The sequence below is a fragment of the Photobacterium alginatilyticum genome, assembly GCF_009910675.1.
GTDB lineage: Bacteria > Pseudomonadota > Gammaproteobacteria > Enterobacterales > Vibrionaceae > Photobacterium > Photobacterium alginatilyticum.
Window position 1 is genome coordinate 15,092 of sequence record NZ_RSEJ01000044.1, and the last position, 17,379, is coordinate 32,470.

32 protein-coding genes are annotated in these 17,379 nt (G+C 47.7%); 1 reads left to right on the forward strand and 31 read right to left on the reverse strand.

The window, feature by feature from the left end; all coding sequences use genetic code 11:
• The first annotated feature begins 12 nt into the window (after positions 1-12).
• Positions 13-1,488, forward strand: a complete 1,476-nt coding sequence (locus EIZ48_RS26380; RefSeq protein ID WP_160658207.1) for a response regulator — start codon at positions 13-15, stop codon at positions 1,486-1,488.
• Position 1,489: 1 nt separating this feature from the next.
• On the opposite strand, the gene EIZ48_RS26385 is transcribed toward EIZ48_RS26380, so the two are convergent.
• The 31 genes from EIZ48_RS26385 to EIZ48_RS26535 all read right to left on the reverse strand — a co-directional run.
• Positions 1,490-2,479, reverse strand: coding sequence for a glycosyltransferase family 4 protein (locus EIZ48_RS26385; protein WP_160658208.1), 990 nt, complete (start codon positions 2,477-2,479; stop codon positions 1,490-1,492).
• Positions 2,480-2,566: 87 nt separating this feature from the next.
• Positions 2,567-2,953 (reverse strand): 50S ribosomal protein L17, encoded by a 387-nt coding sequence (gene rplQ / locus EIZ48_RS26390; protein ID WP_075762906.1) that lies wholly within the window; start codon positions 2,951-2,953, stop codon positions 2,567-2,569.
• A 33-nt stretch (positions 2,954-2,986) separates the two neighbouring features.
• Positions 2,987-3,976: a DNA-directed RNA polymerase subunit alpha gene (locus tag EIZ48_RS26395; protein WP_075762907.1), complete on the reverse strand. Its 990-nt coding sequence runs from the start codon at positions 3,974-3,976 to the stop codon at positions 2,987-2,989.
• 23 nt (positions 3,977-3,999) lie between these two features.
• Positions 4,000-4,620, reverse strand: a complete 621-nt coding sequence (gene rpsD / locus EIZ48_RS26400) for a 30S ribosomal protein S4 (protein ID WP_075762908.1) — start codon at positions 4,618-4,620, stop codon at positions 4,000-4,002.
• A 27-nt stretch (positions 4,621-4,647) separates the two neighbouring features.
• On the reverse strand, positions 4,648-5,037 hold the full coding sequence (rpsK, locus tag EIZ48_RS26405) for a 30S ribosomal protein S11 (protein ID WP_005370963.1): 390 nt from the start codon (positions 5,035-5,037) through the stop codon (positions 4,648-4,650).
• Between the two features lie 19 nt (positions 5,038-5,056).
• Positions 5,057-5,413, reverse strand: coding sequence for a 30S ribosomal protein S13 (gene rpsM, locus EIZ48_RS26410; RefSeq protein WP_075762909.1), 357 nt, complete (start codon positions 5,411-5,413; stop codon positions 5,057-5,059).
• Between the two features lie 145 nt (positions 5,414-5,558).
• Complete coding sequence (gene rpmJ, locus EIZ48_RS26415; protein WP_000868186.1) at positions 5,559-5,672, reverse strand: 50S ribosomal protein L36; 114 nt, start codon at positions 5,670-5,672, stop codon at positions 5,559-5,561.
• Between the two features lie 29 nt (positions 5,673-5,701).
• Entirely contained in the window at positions 5,702-7,027 is a 1,326-nt protein-coding gene (gene secY, locus EIZ48_RS26420; protein ID WP_075762910.1) for a preprotein translocase subunit SecY, read from the reverse strand.
• A 22-nt stretch (positions 7,028-7,049) separates the two neighbouring features.
• Positions 7,050-7,484, reverse strand: a complete 435-nt coding sequence (gene rplO / locus EIZ48_RS26425; protein ID WP_075762911.1) for a 50S ribosomal protein L15 — start codon at positions 7,482-7,484, stop codon at positions 7,050-7,052.
• Positions 7,485-7,489: 5 nt separating this feature from the next.
• Positions 7,490-7,669: a 50S ribosomal protein L30 gene (gene rpmD / locus EIZ48_RS26430; protein ID WP_005302823.1), complete on the reverse strand. Its 180-nt coding sequence runs from the start codon at positions 7,667-7,669 to the stop codon at positions 7,490-7,492.
• Positions 7,670-7,674: 5 nt separating this feature from the next.
• Positions 7,675-8,172, reverse strand: coding sequence for a 30S ribosomal protein S5 (gene rpsE, locus EIZ48_RS26435; protein WP_075762912.1), 498 nt, complete (start codon positions 8,170-8,172; stop codon positions 7,675-7,677).
• 12 nt (positions 8,173-8,184) lie between these two features.
• The gene (gene rplR / locus EIZ48_RS26440) at positions 8,185-8,538 is read right to left on the reverse strand and encodes a 50S ribosomal protein L18 (RefSeq protein WP_068330631.1); all 354 of its coding nucleotides are present in this window, start codon (positions 8,536-8,538) and stop codon (positions 8,185-8,187) included.
• A 9-nt stretch (positions 8,539-8,547) separates the two neighbouring features.
• The gene (gene rplF, locus EIZ48_RS26445; RefSeq protein WP_075762913.1) at positions 8,548-9,081 is read right to left on the reverse strand and encodes a 50S ribosomal protein L6; all 534 of its coding nucleotides are present in this window, start codon (positions 9,079-9,081) and stop codon (positions 8,548-8,550) included.
• A gap of 12 nt (positions 9,082-9,093) precedes the next feature.
• Positions 9,094-9,486, reverse strand: coding sequence for a 30S ribosomal protein S8 (gene rpsH / locus EIZ48_RS26450; RefSeq protein WP_075762914.1), 393 nt, complete (start codon positions 9,484-9,486; stop codon positions 9,094-9,096).
• 35 nt (positions 9,487-9,521) lie between these two features.
• The gene (gene rpsN / locus EIZ48_RS26455) at positions 9,522-9,827 is read right to left on the reverse strand and encodes a 30S ribosomal protein S14 (RefSeq protein ID WP_075762915.1); all 306 of its coding nucleotides are present in this window, start codon (positions 9,825-9,827) and stop codon (positions 9,522-9,524) included.
• 15 nt (positions 9,828-9,842) lie between these two features.
• Positions 9,843-10,382 carry a 50S ribosomal protein L5 gene (gene rplE / locus EIZ48_RS26460; RefSeq protein WP_075762916.1) on the reverse strand — a complete coding sequence of 180 codons (540 nt, stop codon included), beginning with the start codon at positions 10,380-10,382 and terminating at the stop codon, positions 9,843-9,845.
• Positions 10,383-10,399: 17 nt separating this feature from the next.
• Positions 10,400-10,711, reverse strand: a complete 312-nt coding sequence (gene rplX, locus EIZ48_RS26465) for a 50S ribosomal protein L24 (RefSeq protein ID WP_075762917.1) — start codon at positions 10,709-10,711, stop codon at positions 10,400-10,402.
• 11 nt (positions 10,712-10,722) lie between these two features.
• Positions 10,723-11,094, reverse strand: a complete 372-nt coding sequence (gene rplN, locus EIZ48_RS26470) for a 50S ribosomal protein L14 (RefSeq protein ID WP_075762918.1) — start codon at positions 11,092-11,094, stop codon at positions 10,723-10,725.
• A 164-nt stretch (positions 11,095-11,258) separates the two neighbouring features.
• Entirely contained in the window at positions 11,259-11,513 is a 255-nt protein-coding gene (rpsQ, locus tag EIZ48_RS26475; protein ID WP_075762919.1) for a 30S ribosomal protein S17, read from the reverse strand.
• Positions 11,513-11,704 (reverse strand): 50S ribosomal protein L29, encoded by a 192-nt coding sequence (gene rpmC, locus EIZ48_RS26480; RefSeq protein WP_007469134.1) that lies wholly within the window; start codon positions 11,702-11,704, stop codon positions 11,513-11,515. Before rpmC ends, rpsQ begins: the two co-directional genes overlap by 1 nt.
• Complete coding sequence (gene rplP / locus EIZ48_RS26485; RefSeq protein ID WP_075762920.1) at positions 11,704-12,114, reverse strand: 50S ribosomal protein L16; 411 nt, start codon at positions 12,112-12,114, stop codon at positions 11,704-11,706. The genes rpmC and rplP overlap by 1 nt, the downstream gene beginning before the upstream one ends.
• A gap of 11 nt (positions 12,115-12,125) precedes the next feature.
• Entirely contained in the window at positions 12,126-12,815 is a 690-nt protein-coding gene (rpsC, locus tag EIZ48_RS26490; protein WP_075762921.1) for a 30S ribosomal protein S3, read from the reverse strand.
• A gap of 19 nt (positions 12,816-12,834) precedes the next feature.
• Positions 12,835-13,167: a 50S ribosomal protein L22 gene (gene rplV / locus EIZ48_RS26495; RefSeq protein ID WP_007469139.1), complete on the reverse strand. Its 333-nt coding sequence runs from the start codon at positions 13,165-13,167 to the stop codon at positions 12,835-12,837.
• A 14-nt stretch (positions 13,168-13,181) separates the two neighbouring features.
• Complete coding sequence (gene rpsS, locus EIZ48_RS26500; protein ID WP_007469141.1) at positions 13,182-13,460, reverse strand: 30S ribosomal protein S19; 279 nt, start codon at positions 13,458-13,460, stop codon at positions 13,182-13,184.
• Positions 13,461-13,480: 20 nt separating this feature from the next.
• Complete coding sequence (gene rplB, locus EIZ48_RS26505) at positions 13,481-14,305, reverse strand: 50S ribosomal protein L2 (protein ID WP_075762922.1); 825 nt, start codon at positions 14,303-14,305, stop codon at positions 13,481-13,483.
• Positions 14,306-14,323: 18 nt separating this feature from the next.
• Positions 14,324-14,626, reverse strand: coding sequence for a 50S ribosomal protein L23 (rplW, locus tag EIZ48_RS26510; protein WP_075762923.1), 303 nt, complete (start codon positions 14,624-14,626; stop codon positions 14,324-14,326).
• Positions 14,623-15,225, reverse strand: coding sequence for a 50S ribosomal protein L4 (gene rplD, locus EIZ48_RS26515; RefSeq protein WP_075762924.1), 603 nt, complete (start codon positions 15,223-15,225; stop codon positions 14,623-14,625). The genes rplW and rplD overlap by 4 nt, the downstream gene beginning before the upstream one ends.
• Before the next feature lie 16 nt (positions 15,226-15,241).
• Positions 15,242-15,871 carry a 50S ribosomal protein L3 gene (rplC, locus tag EIZ48_RS26520; protein ID WP_075762925.1) on the reverse strand — a complete coding sequence of 210 codons (630 nt, stop codon included), beginning with the start codon at positions 15,869-15,871 and terminating at the stop codon, positions 15,242-15,244.
• Positions 15,872-15,885: 14 nt separating this feature from the next.
• Positions 15,886-16,197, reverse strand: coding sequence for a 30S ribosomal protein S10 (gene rpsJ, locus EIZ48_RS26525; protein ID WP_002541412.1), 312 nt, complete (start codon positions 16,195-16,197; stop codon positions 15,886-15,888).
• Between the two features lie 484 nt (positions 16,198-16,681).
• On the reverse strand, positions 16,682-16,873 hold the full coding sequence (locus tag EIZ48_RS26530) for a (2Fe-2S)-binding protein (protein WP_160658210.1): 192 nt from the start codon (positions 16,871-16,873) through the stop codon (positions 16,682-16,684).
• 247 nt (positions 16,874-17,120) lie between these two features.
• Positions 17,121-17,379 (reverse strand): EF-Tu C-terminal domain-related protein (locus EIZ48_RS26535; protein ID WP_500690613.1); only part of this gene is annotated, 259 nt, incomplete at its 5' end.

The following is a 17,379-nucleotide window of genomic DNA, read 5'->3' on the forward strand; positions in this document are numbered from 1 at the left end:
AAATATCACTAAATGAGCCAGATCCTGTTTCAGCGTCAGTTCACGCTTAGCTATGACAATCTAAAGTCGATACGAAAAGTACTGGCGGACAAAGCCTCTGTTATGGAGCTCAGCTCCGAGCTGACTCAAAACCTCAAACTGGTGTGCAGCGAGTATTGTACTAACCTGCTTGATCACCAAGCCGAGCCAGCAAGCCGTATTTCGATCAGCTACGAACGCTCAGGTCACCATCACTACCTCGCCATTAAAGACAACGGTTCTGCATGGCTAGAGCTCAAAGAGCAGCTACAGAGCGCTGAATTACCAAGCAGTGAAGTGGAAAACGGAATGGGACTGGCACTGATCCGCGCAACATTTCCGGATTTTGACTATCAGATCACCCCCTCCCATAACCGGATCCGTTTCCGGCTACCAAGGCAAACTACACACAAACAAATTCTGATTGTGGATGATAGCAGCAGCCAGCTGGCTCTATTGGCCAGCTTCCTTGAGCCGGATTATCAGCTGGCGCTGTTTAGCCAGGCAAGCGAAGCATTGGTCTGGCTGGCCAAGAACCACTGCGACCTGGTACTGGCTGATCTTCACATGCCAAATATCAACGGCTTTGACTTTCGAAACAAGGTAGCCGCACTCAAACATCATCAAATGCTGCCTTTCGTTTTTCTCTCCGGCGATACAAAAGACAACACACGCAGTGCTGCCGCACAGTCGGGCATTGATGACTTCCTGGCAAAACCCATCACCAAGCCACATCTGCTCAGCGTCCTGGGCAGGGTTATCGAACGACACAGCAACTTATCAGCCGGCTTCGAGGCCAAGCTAAAGCAACAAATCACAGCCAACAACGGCCACAACGATGTTCAGCCGCTCCCTTTCCCTTTGCAATTACTCCTCGACCAACAGCCGCAAGTCGGTGGTGACTTTGTCATGCAACGCCAGCTGGAAAACGGTTCACAGTTACTGGTGCTAGGCGATCAGATGGGTCATGGACTTGCCGCAAAAATCAATGGTTCGGTATGTTTCGGCTTTATCGGCGGGTTGTTGTATCACGATAGTATCTCACCCGAACAGCTATTGACGTCACTCAACCGCTACCTCTATCACGCCAACGAGGCAACCAGCCTGGTATGTCTGCTGGTTATCCATATCGGCAAAGACAGCACTGTTACAATTTATAATGCCGGCATGCCAAACCCTGTTCTCTTGGGGAGTACAGCTCGGGAAATCGAGGGCGGTATGGGGCTGTTAGGGCTCTTCGAAGCCGTTGACGTAGTCGGTACCAAAGTACAGCTATCGGCGAACGATAGTCTGCATTTCTATAGCGATGGATTGTTCGAGGGAAGGTGGTGCCAAGCGCAGCTCAATAACATTCAAGCGATTAGCACTCTACAACGGCATGCTTACCTGTGGCAAAGTACCCCTCAAAACCCTGCCGATGACTGCAGCGTGCTGACCATACTCCGTGATGGACAAGAGCGGACCAATTAACCTAACTGGTACCTAACTGGTATATATGGGCCAACTGTGGCCAGCGAGTTTCAGCCGCAAAGTGGGTTGCGATACGGTGCTGTGAATACTGTGAAAGTTGCAGCCACCCGACATCCCCGGCCAGATCAATATCATCGATCAATACCATTAGCTGCTCCCATTGTGGTTCGGCAACCAGGCTCCTTGATGGCAACAAGGACGCTATTTCCCCTACGTTTGTCGCAACAACCGGCACCCCATGAGCCATCGCCTCAAGCGCCGCCATAGGCAAGCCTTCAGCGCGCGAGCTAATAACCAGCAAGTCTAGCTGTCGCCAATAGCTATCCATGGATTCCACTGCACCGTGCCAATGAATCTCCCCTGCCCCTTCCAGTATCGATCTAAGCTCACCGTCGCCAAAGACATGAAACCGACAAGCTGGCAGTTGCCTGCTCAAGTGAACAAAGCGATCGATACCCTTCTCTGCGCTCAAGCGGCCGACAAAGCCAACCTGCAACTGGGTATGTCGCTGCCGCTTAGTCATTGGTGGCAGGTCAAAAATGAAATTGCGGAGCAATTCGCAGTTAAACGGAATTTGTGACTGGATCCGCTGACTCACGGCAATATTGCGCGAAAGGAAACTTGTCGCCCGGTTTAATCCTTCATACAAAGCCAGCTTCCCCGACAGGGCTTCGCCAGCATGAAAGCTGACAACCAACTGATAGGAAGACAAGAGTCGATACAGCCTTGCAATCAGCGCTGCCTTATAGCCATGAGCATGCACAACATCCCCGGCATTTAATCGCCTGAAGAAGGCAGAACAGGTAGAGTCCGAGATGAAACGAAATGGGATCTGCGACTCGGCAAGTAGCACATACAGGGGATGGGAAGAATAACGACGAAAAAAAACAACTTCAACATCAACACCTTGACGGCTAATAAGTCGTGCCAACTGCTGAATATGGCTTTCGACGCCACCAAAGCCGGAACTGTCTACAAACAAATAAACCATACATAACCCTCGCTGCTATCCCGAAAGTCATGCAAAAAAAAAGCCGAGTCAAAGACTCGGCCTCTTTTTTATTTAACGCGCTAGTGCTTATTCAGCAGCAGCTTCTTCCTGAGCTTCAGGACGATCTACTAGCTCGATGTAAGCCATAGGGGCTTTATCGCCTGAACGGAAACCGCACTTCATGATGCGAGTGTAACCGCCCGGACGTTGAGCAAAACGTGGACCTAATTCGTTAAATAGTTTCGCAACAACTTCGTTATCACGAGTACGTGCGAATGCAAGACGACGGTTAGCAACACTGTCAGTCTTAGCTAGGGTAATCAATGGCTCAATTACGCGACGCAGCTCTTTTGCCTTAGGCAGGGTAGTCTTGATAAGCTCGTGACGTACCAGAGAGCCAGCCATGTTGCTGAACATCGCTTTGCGATGGCTGCTGTTGCGGTTGAGTTGACGACCACTCTTACGATGGCGCATGACCTAATCCTTCTAACTAGATATCAGTAACTATTAATCTTCAGCGATTGATGCCGGCGGCCAGTTTTCCAGGCGCATGCCCAGAGACAGACCACGTGAAGCCAGCACGTCTTTGATTTCAGTCAAAGACTTCTTACCAAGGTTTGGCGTTTTAAGTAGCTCAACCTCAGTGCGCTGAACAAGATCACCGATGTAGTGGATCGCTTCTGCTTTCAGACAGTTAGCAGAGCGAACAGTTAGTTCAAGATCGTCTACAGGACGCAGTAGGATCGGATCGAACTCCGGCTTCTCTTCTTTCTCTTCAGGAACTCGTACATCACGTAGATCTACGAATGCATCCAGTTGCTCAGCAAGAATTGTTGCTGCGCGACGGATAGCTTCCTCAGGATCAAGCGTACCGTTAGTCTCCATATCGATAACAAGCTTGTCTAGGTCAGTACGTTGTTCAACACGTGCTGCCTCTACTGCGTATGCGATACGGTCAACTGGGCTGAAAGTTGCATCAACTAGCAGACGACCAATTGGGCGCTCATCTTCTTCTGTGTGAATACGAGCAGACGCTGGTACATAGCCACGACCACGTTCTACCTTGATGCGCATGCTGATATCAGCATTGTCATCAGTTAGGTGGCAGATTACGTGTTCTGGGTTCGCAATCTCAACATCACCGTCGTGGGTGATGTCACCTGCAACAACAGGGCCTGCACCAGATTTGTTCAGAGTAAGGATAACTTCGTCTTTACCCTCAACCTTAACGGCTAGACCTTTAAGGTTTAGAAGGATCTCAAGAACATCTTCCTGTACTCCTTCTTTGGTGCTGTACTCGTGTAACACACCGTCGATCTCAACTTCAGTTACGGCACAACCCGGCATTGAAGACAGTAGAATACGACGTAGAGCGTTACCTAGCGTGTGGCCGAAACCACGCTCTAGTGGCTCAAGAGTTACTTTTGCGTGCGTCGTATTAACTTGTTCAATATCAACAAGACGCGGCTTAAGAAATTCTGTTACAGAACCCTGCATTGTGTCCTCTCTTAACTATAGCCTTACTTAGAGTAAAGCTCGACGATCAGGTGTTCGTTGATGTCGGCAGACAAATCAGAACGTTCTGGAAGACGCTTGAACGTACCTTCCATCTTGCTGTTGTCTACTTCGACCCAAGTCGGTAGTTCACGCTGAGTAGCAACTTCAAGAGCTGCCTTAATGCGTGCTTGGTTCTTAGCTTTCTCACGAATGCTAACAACGTCGTTAGCCGCTACCTTGAAAGAAGGAACGTTTACGACTTGACCGTTTACTAGGATCGCTTTGTGGCTTACCAGCTGACGTGCTTCAGCGCGAGTAGCACCAAAACCCATGCGGTAAACTACGTTATCTAGACGACCTTCAAGAAGCTGAAGCAGGTTTTCACCTGTGTTGCCCTTGATGCGAGCAGCTTCTTTGTAGTAGTTACGGAATTGTTTTTCTAGTACGCCATATGTACGACGAACTTTCTGCTTCTCACGAAGCTGAACGCCGTAGTCAGATAGACGACCGCGACGCGCACCGTGCATGCCCGGCGCGTTATCAATTTTACACTTGGTATCAATCGCGCGTACACCAGACTTAAGGAATAAGTCAGTGCCTTCGCGACGGCTAAGCTTCAGCTTAGGACCCAAATATCTTGCCATGTTCTTTCTCCAGTTTTCCTAGAAACGTTATACGCGACGTTTCTTAGGTGGACGACAACCGTTATGAGGGATCGGAGTCGCATCAACAATGTTAGTGATACGGAAACCCGCAGCGTTTAGAGCGCGGATAGTTGACTCACGACCAGGACCTGGGCCCTTAACCATAACTTCCAGGTTCTTAACGCCATATTCTTTGGCCATTTCACCACAACGCTCAGCAGCAACCTGTGCAGCGAACGGAGTAGATTTACGAGAACCACGGAAACCAGAACCACCTGCAGTAGCCCAAGAAAGAGCGTTACCCTGACGGTCAGTAATGGTTACGATTGTGTTGTTGAAAGAAGCATGGATGTGCGCAACGCCATCAGCTACTTGCTTGCGTACGCGCTTACGAGCGCGAGTTGGTTGTTTTGCCATTGTACTCTACCTTATCCGATTACTTTTTGATCGGCTTGCGCGGACCCTTACGGGTACGTGCGTTGGTTTTAGTACGCTGTCCACGTAGTGGTAGACTGCGACGATGACGAAGACCACGGTAACAGCCAAGGTCCATTAGACGCTTGATGTTCATGGATACTTCACGACGTAGATCACCTTCTACAGTGTACTTAGCTACACCATCACGCAGTAGATCGATCTGCTCTTCAGTCAGTTCACTGATCTTAACATCTTCAGCAATACCCGCTTCAGCCAGGATAGCCTGTGAGCGAGTTTTACCGATGCCGTAGATCGCTGTTAGAGCGATTACAGAATGTTTCTGATCAGGAATGTTAATGCCTGCAATACGGGCCACTATTCACTCCTAGTACTTTTCAAGAATAACCGCTGCAGAGCCCGTTTAGGATACGCAGCGGTGGAACAATTCTTTTGCACACACAAAAGATTGGTTGGCTAATTTAGCCAACCTACCTTCAATTTGCAAGAAATATTTCTGCTAATTAGCCTTGGCGCTGTTTGTGCTTTGGCTCACTGCAAATTACACGCACAACACCGTTGCGCTTGATAACTTTACAGTTACGGCAGATTTTCTTAACGGAAGCACGAACTTTCATTGCTAAACTCCGTAAATGGATAACCAGTCTTAACGGCCGTTGCCTTTAAGATTAGCCTTTTTCAAAACAGACTCATATTGTTGAGACATCAAATGTGTCTGAACTTGAGCCATGAAGTCCATAATAACTACAACTACGATTAGTAGTGATGTACCGCCGAAATAGAAGCGGACATTCCATGCAATCATCATAAACTCGGGGATCAGACAGATAAAGGTAATATAGAGCGCGCCTGCCAATGTCAGACGGGTCATTACTTTATCTATATATTTCGCGGTCTGTTCACCCGGGCGAATACCAGGTACGAACGCACCAGACTTCTTCAGGTTGTCAGCTGTCTCGCGAGGGTTAAACACCAACGCGGTATAGAAGAAACAGAAGAAAATAATCGCAGCAGCATAAAGCATCACATAAAGTGGCTGACCTGGGCTTAGCGCCAGTGAAATATCACTTAACCAGCCTAGGTTCTCATTCTGACCGAACCACTGAGCCAGCGTACCCGGGAACAGAATAATACTTGATGCGAAAATCGCTGGAATAACCCCTGCCATGTTGATTTTCAACGGCAGGTGAGTGCTCTGGGCAGCAAAAACACGACGGCCTTGCTGACGCTTGGCATAGTTAACGACGATACGACGCTGACCACGCTCCATGAACACTACGAAATAAATCACAGCGAAAGAAAGTACTGCAATTAACAGTAAAAGAAGTACGTGCAATTCACCTTGACGCGCTTGCTCCACTGTCTGTCCAATAGCTGGTGGCAAACCTGCAACGATACCGGTAAAGATAATTACCGAAATACCGTTACCAATGCCGCGCTCGGTAACCTGCTCACCCAACCACATCAGGAACATGGTACCGGTAACCAAACTCACTACCGCGACAAAGTAAAATCCTAGACCCGGATTATGTACCAGGCCTGGGATCATACTTGGTAACCCCGTTGCAATACCAATTGCTTGGAAGGTTGCCAAAACAAGCGTGCCGTAACGGGTGTACTGGCTAATCTTACGACGGCCAGACTCCCCTTCCTTCTTCAACTCGGCCAGAGCCGGGTGAACTACCGTAAGCAGCTGGACAATAATCGATGCCGAAATATACGGCATGATGCCCAGCGCCAGGATGGAAGCACGCTCAAGTGCACCACCAGAGAACATGTTAAACAGTTCAATGACGGTGCCCTTTTGCTGTTCGAACAGATCGGCAAGTACAGCAGCGTCAATACCAGGAATAGGCACAAAAGAGCCTGCTCGGAAAATTAAGATAGCACCTAATACGAATAGCAGGCGAGTCTTAAGCTCTGCTAGGCCACCTTGTGCACTACGAAAATCTTGTCCTGGTTGTTTAGCCATCTGTACCTCATCCTCGAGTTAATTATTCCTCGATTTTACCGCCTGCAGCTTCGATAGCAGCTTTAGCGCCTTTAGTCACGCGTAGACCTTTAACTGTAACGGCACGAGCGATTTCACCAGAAAGTACAACTTTCGCGAACTCGATGTTCTTAGTGATAACATTCGCAGCCTTTAGAGTTTCTAGGCTTACTACGTCACCTTCAACTTTCGCTAGCTCAGCTAGACGAACTTCAGCAGTTACCAAGCTCTTGCGAGAAGTAAAACCGAATTTTGGTAGACGCTGTTTCAAAGGCATCTGACCGCCTTCGAAGCCTGGACGTACAGAACCACCTGAACGTGATTTCTGACCTTTGTGACCACGGCCACAAGTTTTACCCAGACCTGAACCGATACCACGGCCTACGCGCTTCGCAGAAGGCTTAGAACCCGCAGCCGGTGATAGAGTATTCAAACGCATTCTGATTACTCCTCAACTTTAACCATGTAGTAAACTTTGTTGATCATGCCGCGTACGCAAGCAGTATCTTCAAGTTCAACAGTGTGGTTGATGCGACGAAGGCCCAAGCCACGCAAAGTAGCTTTATGCTTCGGCAAACGACCGATAGAGCTCTTTGTCTGTGTTACTTTAATAGTCTTAGCCATGTCGATTACTCCAGAATTTCTTTAACAGAAAGACCACGCTTAGCAGCGATCATCTCTGGAGAGTTCATGCCGCTCAAACCATCAATTGTCGCGCGAACGATGTTGATTGGGTTTGTTGAGCCGTATGCTTTAGCTAGTACGTTGCGAACACCCGCAACCTCTAGCACTGCACGCATTGCACCGCCGGCGATGATACCAGTACCTTCTGATGCAGGCTGCATGTACACTTTAGAACCAGTGTGGCGACCTTTAACAGCGTGGTGTAGCGTACCGTCGTTAAGCGCTACTGTAACCATGTTACGGCGTGCTTTTTCCATCGCTTTCTGGATTGCAGCAGGTACTTCACGTGCCTTACCGTAACCAAAACCGATGCGACCGTTACCGTCACCAACTACAGTTAGTGCAGTAAAGCTGAAAATGCGACCACCTTTAACCGTCTTAGATACACGGTTAACAGCGATCAGCTTTTCATTCAAATCTGATTGAGTTTTTTCGTTAGCCATCTTCCGCCTACCTTAGAATTTCAGACCAGCTTCACGAGCAGCTTCTGCTAGTGCAGCTACACGGCCGTGGTATTGGAAACCAGAACGATCGAATGCAACGTTAGAGATGCCTTTTTCAATCGCGCGCTCAGCAATAGCTTTACCTACAGCTGCAGCAGCGTCTTTGTTACCAGTACTCTTAACCTGCTCGCGAATCGCTTTTTCTACGGTAGAAGCGGCAGCGATAACCTCAGAGCCATTTGGTGCGATTACCTGAGCGTACACGTGACGTGGAGTACGGTGTACAACTAGGCGAGTTGCGCCCAGTTCAGCAATCTTACGACGTGCTCGGGTCGCACGACGGATACGAGATGCTTTCTTATCCATAGTGTTACCTTACTTCTTCTTAGCTTCTTTAGTACGCACGACTTCGTCGGCGTAACGAACACCTTTACCTTTATAAGGTTCAGGGCTACGGTAAGCGCGAATATCAGCCGCAACTTGACCAATCACCTGCTTATCAGTACCAGTTAGTACGATTTCAGTTTGAGATGGACACTCTGCTTTAATACCGGCTGGTAGTTCATGCGCAACTGGGTGCGAGAAGCCTAGGGTTAGGTTAACAGTCGAACCAGCAACGTTCGCACGGTAACCAACACCTTTCAGAGTAAGCTTCTTAGTAAAGCCTTCAGTAACACCAACAACCATGTTGTTAACTAGTGCACGAGCAGTACCTGCCTGTGCCCAAGCCTTTTCGAATCCTTCACGAGGACCGAAAGTGATGGTGTTCTCTTCCTGGGACAATACAACTGCTTCGTTGATAACGCGAACTAGTTCGCCTTTACCACCTTTAACAGTGATTTCCTGACCGTTAAGTTTAACTTCTACGCCGGCAGGAATAACTACAGGTGCTTTTGCAACACGAGACATTTCCTACTCCTATTATGCTACGTAGCAGATAATCTCACCGCCAAGACCCGCTTTGCGAGCAGCGCGGTCGGTCATAAGACCCTTGGAAGTGGATACAACAGCAATACCAAGGCCACCCATCACTGATGGTAGAGCATCTTTTTTCTTGTAGATGCGCAGACCAGGACGTGATACACGTTGGATTTGCTCGATAACTGGGTTCGCTTCGAAGTACTTAAGAGTAACTTCTAGCTCAGGCTTAACTTCACCGATAACAGTGTAGTCAGCCACGAAACCTTCTTCTTTTAGAAGAGCTGCGATAGCAACTTTCATCTTAGAAGATGGCATTTTAACAGCAACTTTTTTCGCTGCCTGACCGTTACGAAGACGGGTCAGCATATCCGAAATCGGATCTTGCATGCTCATAAGTCAATACTCCGTGATTCTAATTTGGCAACTAATTACCAGCTAGCCTTACGTAGACCCGGAATCTCGCCTTTCATGCAAGCTTCACGAACCTTGATACGGCATAGACCGAACTTACGTAGGTAGCCGTGTGGACGTCCAGTCTGGTTACAGCGATTACGCTGACGAGACTTCGCAGAATCACGTGGTAGTGACTGAAGTTTAAGCACTGCATTCCAGCGATCTTCTTCAGACGCATTCACGTCACTAATTAGAGCTTTTAGCGCTGCACGCTTTTCAGCGAACTTTACTACAAGCTTGGCACGTTTAGCTTCGCGTGCCTTCATTGATTCTTTAGCCATTTGTAACCCTTACTTTTACTTACGGAATGGGAAGTTAAAAGCAGATAGTAGAGCGTGAGCTTCTTCGTCAGATTTCGCAGATGTTGTGATAGTGATATCAAGACCACGTACACGATCTACTTTATCGTAATCGATTTCTGGGAAGATGATCTGCTCACGAACGCCCATGCTGTAGTTACCACGACCATCGAATGATTTCGGGTTTAGACCACGGAAATCGCGAATACGAGGTACAGCAATTGAAATTAGACGCTCGAAGAAATCCCACATGCGTTCGCCACGTAGGGTTACTTTACAGCCAATAGGGTAGCCCTCACGGATCTTAAAGCCAGCAACAGACTTACGAGCTACAGTGATTAGCGGCTTCTGACCTGCAATAGCAGTCATGTCAGCAGCAGCATTCTCTAGAAGCTTCTTGTCGTTGATCGCTTCACCCACACCCATGTTAAGTGTGATTTTTTCGATCCTTGGGACTTGCATGATACTCTGGTATTCGAACTTTTCAGCAAGTTCTTTAACTAGAGTCTCTTTGTAGTAATCATGCAGTTTCGCCATAGTGTACTACTCCAGAATTACTTGATAGTTTCGCCAGTCGATTTGAAGAAACGAACTTTTTTGTCGTCTTCGAATCGGAAGCCTACACGGTCCGCTTTACCTTCACCGTTTACGATTGCAACATTTGAGGCGTCAATCGCAGCTTCTTGCTCTACGATGCCACCCTGAACACCCATTGCCGGAACCGGCTTCTGGTGTTTCTTAACCATGTTGATACCTTCAACGATAACTTTACCGGTTGCTAGGACCTTAGTTACTTTACCTTTCTTACCTTTATCTTTACCGGTAAGAACGATAACTTCGTCGTTGCGACGGATTTTAGCTGCCATTTTGTTACTCCTTACAGTACTTCTGGCGCTAGTGATACGATTTTCATGAATTTCGCATTACGAAGTTCACGCGTCACTGGGCCAAAGATACGAGTACCGATCGGTTGCTCTGTAGTGTCGTTCAACAATACACAAGCATTACGGTCGAAGCGAATGACAGAGCCGTCTGGACGACGAACGCCTTTACGGGTGCGAACAACCACCGCCTTCAGGACATCACCTTTCTTAACTTTACCGCGAGGAATTGCTTCTTTCACAGTAATCTTGATGATATCACCGATGTGTGCGTAACGGCGGTGAGAACCACCCAGAACCTTAATACACATTACGCGACGAGCGCCGGAGTTATCGGCTGCGTCAAGCGTACTTTGCATTTGGATCATGTTAGTGCTCCGCTTATTTTAAACATCTGGACCCATCTCGGGTCGATAGGCCTTTTCTTCAAAGGCGGCGAATAATAACACCATTTTCGACCGATGGGTAGACAAAAAATAAACGGCCCCAAATTTTTTTCGGGGCCGCTGTATTAATTAGTTGCTAAGTTCGCTTATACGCGAGCTTTTTCAACTACACGTACCAGTGTCCAAGACTTAGTCTTAGACATTGGACGGCACTCACGAATCTCAACAGTGTCGCCTAGGCCACACTCGTTGTTTTCGTCATGTGCGTGAAGTTTAGTCGTGCGAGTGATGTACTTACCGTAGATCGGGTGCTTCACTTTACGCTCGATTGCAACAACAATAGACTTGTCGCCTTTGTCGCTAACAACACGACCAAGCTGAGTACGAATTTGTTCGCTCATTATGCGCCAGCCTTCTCAGTCAGAACGGTTTTAACACGTGCGATATCGCGACGTACAGCTTTTAGAGTGTGAGTCTGCTGTAGTTGACCAGTCGCAGCCTGCATGCGCAGGTTGAACTGTTCACGTAGCAGGTTCACAAGCTCAGCATTCAGTTCTTCAACGCTTTTAGCGCGCAGATCTTGTGCGTTCATCACATCACCGCCTTATTTACGAATGTAGTCTTGATAGGTAGCTTACGTGCAGCAAGTTTGAATGCTTCACGAGCTAGTTCTTCAGGAACACCATCCATCTCATATAGAACCTTACCTGGTTGAATCTGTGCAACCCAGTACTCTACGTTACCTTTACCTTTACCTTGACGAACTTCAAGAGGCTTAGATGTGATAGGTTTGTCTGGGAAGATACGGATCCAGATTTGGCCCTGACGTTTGATATGACGAGTCATAGCACGACGAGCTGCTTCGATCTGGCGAGCAGTAATACGGCCACGGCCAACTGCTTTAAGACCAAATGAACCGAAGCTTACATCAGTACCGTTCGCTAGACCGCGGTTACGACCTTTAAAAGTCTTGCGGAATTTAGTGCGTTTAGGTTGCAGCATCAATAAACTCCTTATTTACGGCTTTTGCGCTGCTTCTTAGGCTTGTCAGCCTTAGGCTCTTCAATTGGCATACCGCCTAGAACTTCACCTTTGAAGATCCAAACTTTAACGCCGATTACACCGTATTGGGTGTGAGCCGAAGAAGTTGCGTAATCAATGTCAGCACGAAGAGTGTGTAGAGGTACACGACCTTCACGGTACCACTCAGAACGTGCGATTTCAGCGCCGCCTAGACGACCGCTTACTTCAACCTTGATACCTTTAGCGCCAAGACGCATAGCGTTCTGAACTGCACGCTTCATAGCGCGACGGAACATAACACGACGCTCTAGCTGAGACGAAATGCTGTCTGCAACTAGTTGACCGTCTAGCTCTGGCTTACGTACTTCAGCGATGTTGATCTGAGCTGGAACACCAGCGATCTTAGCAACGCGAGCGCGTAGTTTCTCTACGTCTTCACCTTTCTTACCGATAACAACGCCTGGACGAGCAGTGTGAATAGTCACACGGATGCTCTTAGCAGGACGCTCGATAACGATGCGTGATAGAGACGCTTTTTTCAGTTCTTTAGTAAGGAACTGACGTACCTTGAAGTCGCCGTCTAGGTTGTCAGCGAACTCTTGGCTGTTAGCAAACCAAGTGGTATTCCAAGGCTTAACGATGCCAAGACGAATACCATTAGGATGTACTTTTTGACCCATTGCTTTCTCTCCTAGTCTCTTAGCGGTCTGCTACAACAACAGTGATGTGGCTAGAACGCTTCAAGATGCGATCGGCACGGCCTTTAGCACGAGGCATAATACGCTTCATGGTAGGACCTTCGTCAACGAAGATTTTAGCTACTGATAGATCATCAATATCTGCGCCTTCGTTGTGTTCTGCGTTAGCGATAGCTGACTCTAGAACTTTCTTGATTAGATCAGCAGCTTTCTTGTTGCTGAACTGAAGAATTTCTAGAGCTTGAGCAACTGGCTTACCGCGCAGTTGATCAGCAACCAAACGAGCTTTCTGCGGTGAGATGCGAGCAAAGCGATGTTTAGCGATAGCTTCCATTACCTATACTCCTCTTAGCGCTTCTTAGCTTTCTTATCCGCAGCGTGGCCACGGTAAGTGCGTGTTGGTGCAAATTCGCCTAGCTTGTGACCGATCATTTCTTCAGAAACGAAAACAGGAACGTGCTGACGACCATTATGGACAGCGATGGTCAAACCGATCATCTGAGGGATGATCATTGAGCGACGGGACCAAGTCTTAACAGGCTTTTTGTCACCGCTTTCCACCGCTTTCTCTACCTTCTTCAGCAAGTGCAGGTCAATAAAAGGACCTTTCTTGAGAGAACGTGGCATGGCTTATCCTCTGATATATATTACTTATTACGACGACGTACGATGTACTTGTCGGTACGCTTGTTCTTACGAGTCTTGTAACCCTTAGTAGGAACACCCCAAGGTGTAACTGGGTGACGACCGCCTGATGTACGACCTTCACCACCACCGTGTGGGTGATCAACTGGGTTCATTACAACACCACGGACAGTTGGACGAACACCGCGCCAGCGTGAAGCACCAGCTTTACCTAGCTCACGTAGCATGTGTTCTGCATTACCAACTTCACCAAGGGTCGCACGACCTTCAGAAAGCACTTTACGCATTTCACCAGAACGTAGACGTAGAGTCACATAAGTGCCTGCACGTGCAACGATCTGAGCGTATGCACCAGCTGAACGAGCCAGCTGAGCACCTTTACCAGGCTTAAGCTCAACACAGTGTACTGTTGAACCTACTGGGATGTTGCGCATTGGTAGAGTGTTACCAACTTTGATAGCAGCATCTGCGCCAGACTGGATGGTATCACCCGCCTGAAGACCTTTAGGTGCGATGATGTAGCGGCGCTCACCGTCTGCGTACAGAACTAGAGCAATGTTTGCGCTACGGTTTGGATCGTATTCAAGACGCTCAACTTTCGCTGGGATACCATCTTTAGTACGCTTGAAGTCAATCATACGGTAGTGTTGTTTGTTACCACCACCGATGTGACGTACTGTGATACGACCGTTATTGTTACGACCACCTGACTTAGATTTTTTCTCTAGTAGAGGTGCGTACGGCTTACCCTTATGCAGGTCAGAGTTAACCACTTTAACTACGTGGCGACGACCTGGGGAAGTCGGCTTACATTTTACAATAGCCATTCTTCTTTGCTCCTAGCCTTACTCTGCACTACCAGCGAAGTCGATGTCTTGACCTTCTTTCAAGATAACATACGCTTTTTTCCAGTCGCTACGACGGCCTTCACGCATACCTTGACGCTTGGTCTTACCCTTGGCTACAAGAGTATTTACAGACTTAACTTCAACCTCGAACAGTTTTTCAACTGCTGCTTTGATCTCTTTCTTAGTTGCTGTCATAGCTACTTTGAATACGATAGTGTTACCGTTTTCTGCAGCCATTGTCGCTTTTTCAGAGATGTGCGGAGCACGTAGAACTTTTAGAATACGCTCTTCAGTGATCATGCTAGCATCTCCTCAACTTGCTTAACTGCTTCAGCAGTCATCACAACTTTATCGAAAGCAATCAGGCTAACTGGGTCAATTGCCGCAGCGTCACGTACGTCTACTTTGTAGAGGTTACGTGCAGCCAGGAATAGATTTTCATCTAGATCGCCAGTTACGATTAGAGCATCAGTAAGCTCAAGCTCTTTCAGCTTAGCTACTAGCTCTTTAGTTTTAGGTGCTTCTACAGAGAAGTTATCAACAACGATTAGACGCTCTTGACGAACTAGCTCAGAAAGAATGCTCTTCATAGCACCACGGTACATTTTCTTGTTAACTTTCTGGCTGTGGTCCTGTGGACGAGCAGCGAAAGTTACACCACCTGTACGCCATAGTGGGCTACGGATTGTACCTGCACGAGCGCGGCCTGTACCTTTCTGGCGCCATGGTTTAGCACCACCACCAGAAACGTCAGAACGAGTTTTCTGAGCACGTGTACCTTGACGAGCACCTGCTGCGTAAGCAACAACTACCTGATGTACAAGCGCTTCATTGAAATCACGCCCAAAAGTAGTTTCGGAGACAGTTAGCGCATCAGCGCCTTTGACTACCAATTCCATTACTAACTCCTTGACGTTACGCTTTAACAGCTGGTTTTACGATCACGTTGCCACCTGTAGCACCTGGTACTGCACCTTTAATAAGAAGCAGATTGCGCTCAGCGTCAACACGTACGATCTCTAGGTTTTGAGTCGTTACACGCTCAGCACCCATGTGACCAGCCATTTTCTTGCCTTTAAATACGCGACCTGGAGTTTGACATTGGCCAATTGAACCCGGAGCACGGTGAGACAAGGAGTTACCATGGGTCATATCTTGAGTACGGAAGTTCCAGCGCTTAACGCCACCCTGGAAGCCTTTACCCTTAGATGTACCAGTAACGTCTACTTTTTTGATGTCATTGAAAAGTTCAACGTTTAGCTCAGCGCCAACAGCAAACTCTTCATTGTTTTCTAGACGGAATTCCCAAAGACCGCGACCAGCTTCAACACCTGCTTTCGCAAAGTGGCCAGCTTCTGGCTTAGAAACACGGTTAGCTTTCTTAGTACCAGTAGTTACCTGGATTGCGTTGTAGCCGTCAGTTTCTACAGATTTAACCTGAGAAACGCGGTTTGCTTCAACTTCAACCACAGTTACTGGGATAGAAACGCCATCTTCGGTAAATACGCGGGTCATGCCCACTTTACGACCGATTAGACCAATCATTCTCTTATCTCCCCTTAACCTAGGCTGATCTGGACGTCAACGCCAGCAGCTAGATCTAGACGCATAAGAGCATCAACAGTTTTGTCTGTTGGCTCAACGATGTCGATAAGGCGCTTGTGAGTACGGATTTCGTACTGGTCACGTGCGTCCTTATTAACGTGTGGAGAAATAAGAACAGTGAAGCGTTCTTTGCGAGTCGGTAGAGGGATTGGACCCTTAACCTGTGCGCCTGTACGCTTAGCTGTTTCAACGATTTCCGCAGTAGACTGGTCGATCAGACGGTGATCGAACGCCTTTAGGCGGATACGAATACGTTGGTTCTGCATGAGACAGAGCTCCAAATAAAAATTACACAAACAATATCGCCACTCACTCTCGATAGATCGAGGGAATGCCGATTGATTTATGTGAACGTAGTATCCCGTTTGGATACATTGTCAGTCAATTTAATGACTGCGAACATAAGTCAGAGTGTACATTGTCAAACCGATATTTCGGTTTCTTCCTCGATGCTTATTGGTTCACAACTGCGGTTACGAGAACTTAATGTCTCAGGCAGTGGCGAGCATTATACAGATCACACTTTTAAGCGCAACCCCTGTCGTAAAAATAATCAAATGGTGCGAGATGCGAGATGCGAGATGCGAGATGCGAGATGCGAGATGCGAGATGCGAGATGCGAGATGCGAGATGCGAGAAATTATCAGGCCGCGGAAAATGGCGTCAAGGGGAAAGATCCATTGTCCGGTATTCACTCGCCCCTTCCCTACCATGAACGAGACAAGCATGATGAGCAAAAATGGAGAGTGCTTAGCTGGCCTTTTTCAACGTTGTGGCCAAGACAGCTTCTTCAATCACTTCCTTGGCGGTCCGGATACATTTACCACACATCGAACCCAGAGGGGTGATCTGGCGAATACCACGAACATCGGTGATACCGTGTTGCTGTGTCAGCTTCATTATTTTCTTGTCGGAGATTCCGTGGCAGAGGCAAACGTACATTTCACTTCCATCTTTAAACATGATGGAAGCAATATAAACGAGAATGGTTTCCATTACTACTTATAACTGCGGAGTTTTTAGATAGATCTGTTATTAGAAATAGATGAATCTTCCGCTAAAAATATATGATCAGCAGTGTCTAACTATAAATACACAGTTGATCGGTGGTTAATGTCAGCAATAAAACAGCAGATACAAAAAAGGGAGCCGAAGCTCCCTTTTTTTAGTGTCGTTAGACTATTGCAAATTAAGCAACGATCTTAGCAACAACACCAGCACCTACTGTACGACCGCCTTCACGGATCGCAAAGCGTAGACCTTCGTCCATCGCGATAGGAGCGATTAGAGTAACAACCATCTTGATGTTGTCACCAGGCATTACCATTTCAACGCCTTCTGGTAGCTCGATAGTACCAGTTACGTCAGTTGTACGGAAGTAGAACTGTGGACGGTAGCCTTTGAAGAATGGCGTGTGACGGCCACCTTCGTCTTTAGACAGAACGTAT

What these genes read in the sequence shown, in the direction of transcription:
- rplD (WP_075762924.1), bottom strand. Translation starts at nt 15,225, where the DNA reads ATGGAATTGGTAGTCAAAGGCGCTGATGCGCTAACTGTCTCCGAAACT.
- rplO (WP_075762911.1), bottom strand. Translation starts at nt 7,484, where the DNA reads ATGCGTTTGAATACTCTATCACCGGCTGCGGGTTCTAAGCCTTCTGCG.
- rplR (WP_068330631.1), bottom strand. Translation starts at nt 8,538, where the DNA reads ATGGATAAGAAAGCATCTCGTATCCGTCGTGCGACCCGAGCACGTCGT.
- rpsQ (WP_075762919.1), bottom strand. Translation starts at nt 11,513, where the DNA reads ATGAGCGAACAAATTCGTACTCAGCTTGGTCGTGTTGTTAGCGACAAA.
- rplP (WP_075762920.1), bottom strand. Translation starts at nt 12,114, where the DNA reads ATGCTGCAACCTAAACGCACTAAATTCCGCAAGACTTTTAAAGGTCGT.
- rpsD (WP_075762908.1), bottom strand. Translation starts at nt 4,620, where the DNA reads ATGGCAAGATATTTGGGTCCTAAGCTGAAGCTTAGCCGTCGCGAAGGC.
- rplC (WP_075762925.1), bottom strand. Translation starts at nt 15,871, where the DNA reads ATGATTGGTCTAATCGGTCGTAAAGTGGGCATGACCCGCGTATTTACC.
- rplN (WP_075762918.1), bottom strand. Translation starts at nt 11,094, where the DNA reads ATGATCCAAATGCAAAGTACGCTTGACGCAGCCGATAACTCCGGCGCT.
- rpmC (WP_007469134.1), bottom strand. Translation starts at nt 11,704, where the DNA reads ATGAACGCACAAGATCTGCGCGCTAAAAGCGTTGAAGAACTGAATGCT.
- secY (WP_075762910.1), bottom strand. Translation starts at nt 7,027, where the DNA reads ATGGCTAAACAACCAGGACAAGATTTTCGTAGTGCACAAGGTGGCCTA.
- rpsN (WP_075762915.1), bottom strand. Translation starts at nt 9,827, where the DNA reads ATGGCTAAAGAATCAATGAAGGCACGCGAAGCTAAACGTGCCAAGCTT.
- EIZ48_RS26385 (WP_160658208.1), bottom strand. Translation starts at nt 2,479, where the DNA reads ATGGTTTATTTGTTTGTAGACAGTTCCGGCTTTGGTGGCGTCGAAAGC.
- EIZ48_RS26380 (WP_160658207.1), top strand. Translation starts at nt 13, where the DNA reads ATGAGCCAGATCCTGTTTCAGCGTCAGTTCACGCTTAGCTATGACAAT.
- rplB (WP_075762922.1), bottom strand. Translation starts at nt 14,305, where the DNA reads ATGGCTATTGTAAAATGTAAGCCGACTTCCCCAGGTCGTCGCCACGTA.
- rpmJ (WP_000868186.1), bottom strand. Translation starts at nt 5,672, where the DNA reads ATGAAAGTTCGTGCTTCCGTTAAGAAAATCTGCCGTAACTGTAAAGTT.
- rplW (WP_075762923.1), bottom strand. Translation starts at nt 14,626, where the DNA reads ATGATCACTGAAGAGCGTATTCTAAAAGTTCTACGTGCTCCGCACATC.
- EIZ48_RS26395 (WP_075762907.1), bottom strand. Translation starts at nt 3,976, where the DNA reads ATGCAGGGTTCTGTAACAGAATTTCTTAAGCCGCGTCTTGTTGATATT.
- rpsH (WP_075762914.1), bottom strand. Translation starts at nt 9,486, where the DNA reads ATGAGCATGCAAGATCCGATTTCGGATATGCTGACCCGTCTTCGTAAC.
- rpsJ (WP_002541412.1), bottom strand. Translation starts at nt 16,197, where the DNA reads ATGCAGAACCAACGTATTCGTATCCGCCTAAAGGCGTTCGATCACCGT.
- rplE (WP_075762916.1), bottom strand. Translation starts at nt 10,382, where the DNA reads ATGGCGAAACTGCATGATTACTACAAAGAGACTCTAGTTAAAGAACTT.
- rplQ (WP_075762906.1), bottom strand. Translation starts at nt 2,953, where the DNA reads ATGCGCCATCGTAAGAGTGGTCGTCAACTCAACCGCAACAGCAGCCAT.
- rplF (WP_075762913.1), bottom strand. Translation starts at nt 9,081, where the DNA reads ATGTCTCGTGTTGCAAAAGCACCTGTAGTTATTCCTGCCGGCGTAGAA.
- rpsC (WP_075762921.1), bottom strand. Translation starts at nt 12,815, where the DNA reads ATGGGTCAAAAAGTACATCCTAATGGTATTCGTCTTGGCATCGTTAAG.
- rpmD (WP_005302823.1), bottom strand. Translation starts at nt 7,669, where the DNA reads ATGGCTAAGACTATTAAAGTAACACAGACAAAGAGCTCTATCGGTCGT.
- rpsK (WP_005370963.1), bottom strand. Translation starts at nt 5,037, where the DNA reads ATGGCAAAACAACCAACTCGCGCTCGTAAGCGCGTACGCAAGCAAGTA.
- rpsE (WP_075762912.1), bottom strand. Translation starts at nt 8,172, where the DNA reads ATGGCTAACGAAAAAACTCAATCAGATTTGAATGAAAAGCTGATCGCT.
- EIZ48_RS26530 (WP_160658210.1), bottom strand. Translation starts at nt 16,873, where the DNA reads ATGTACGTTTGCCTCTGCCACGGAATCTCCGACAAGAAAATAATGAAG.
- rplV (WP_007469139.1), bottom strand. Translation starts at nt 13,167, where the DNA reads ATGGAAGCTATCGCTAAACATCGCTTTGCTCGCATCTCACCGCAGAAA.
- rpsS (WP_007469141.1), bottom strand. Translation starts at nt 13,460, where the DNA reads ATGCCACGTTCTCTCAAGAAAGGTCCTTTTATTGACCTGCACTTGCTG.
- rplX (WP_075762917.1), bottom strand. Translation starts at nt 10,711, where the DNA reads ATGGCAGCTAAAATCCGTCGCAACGACGAAGTTATCGTTCTTACCGGT.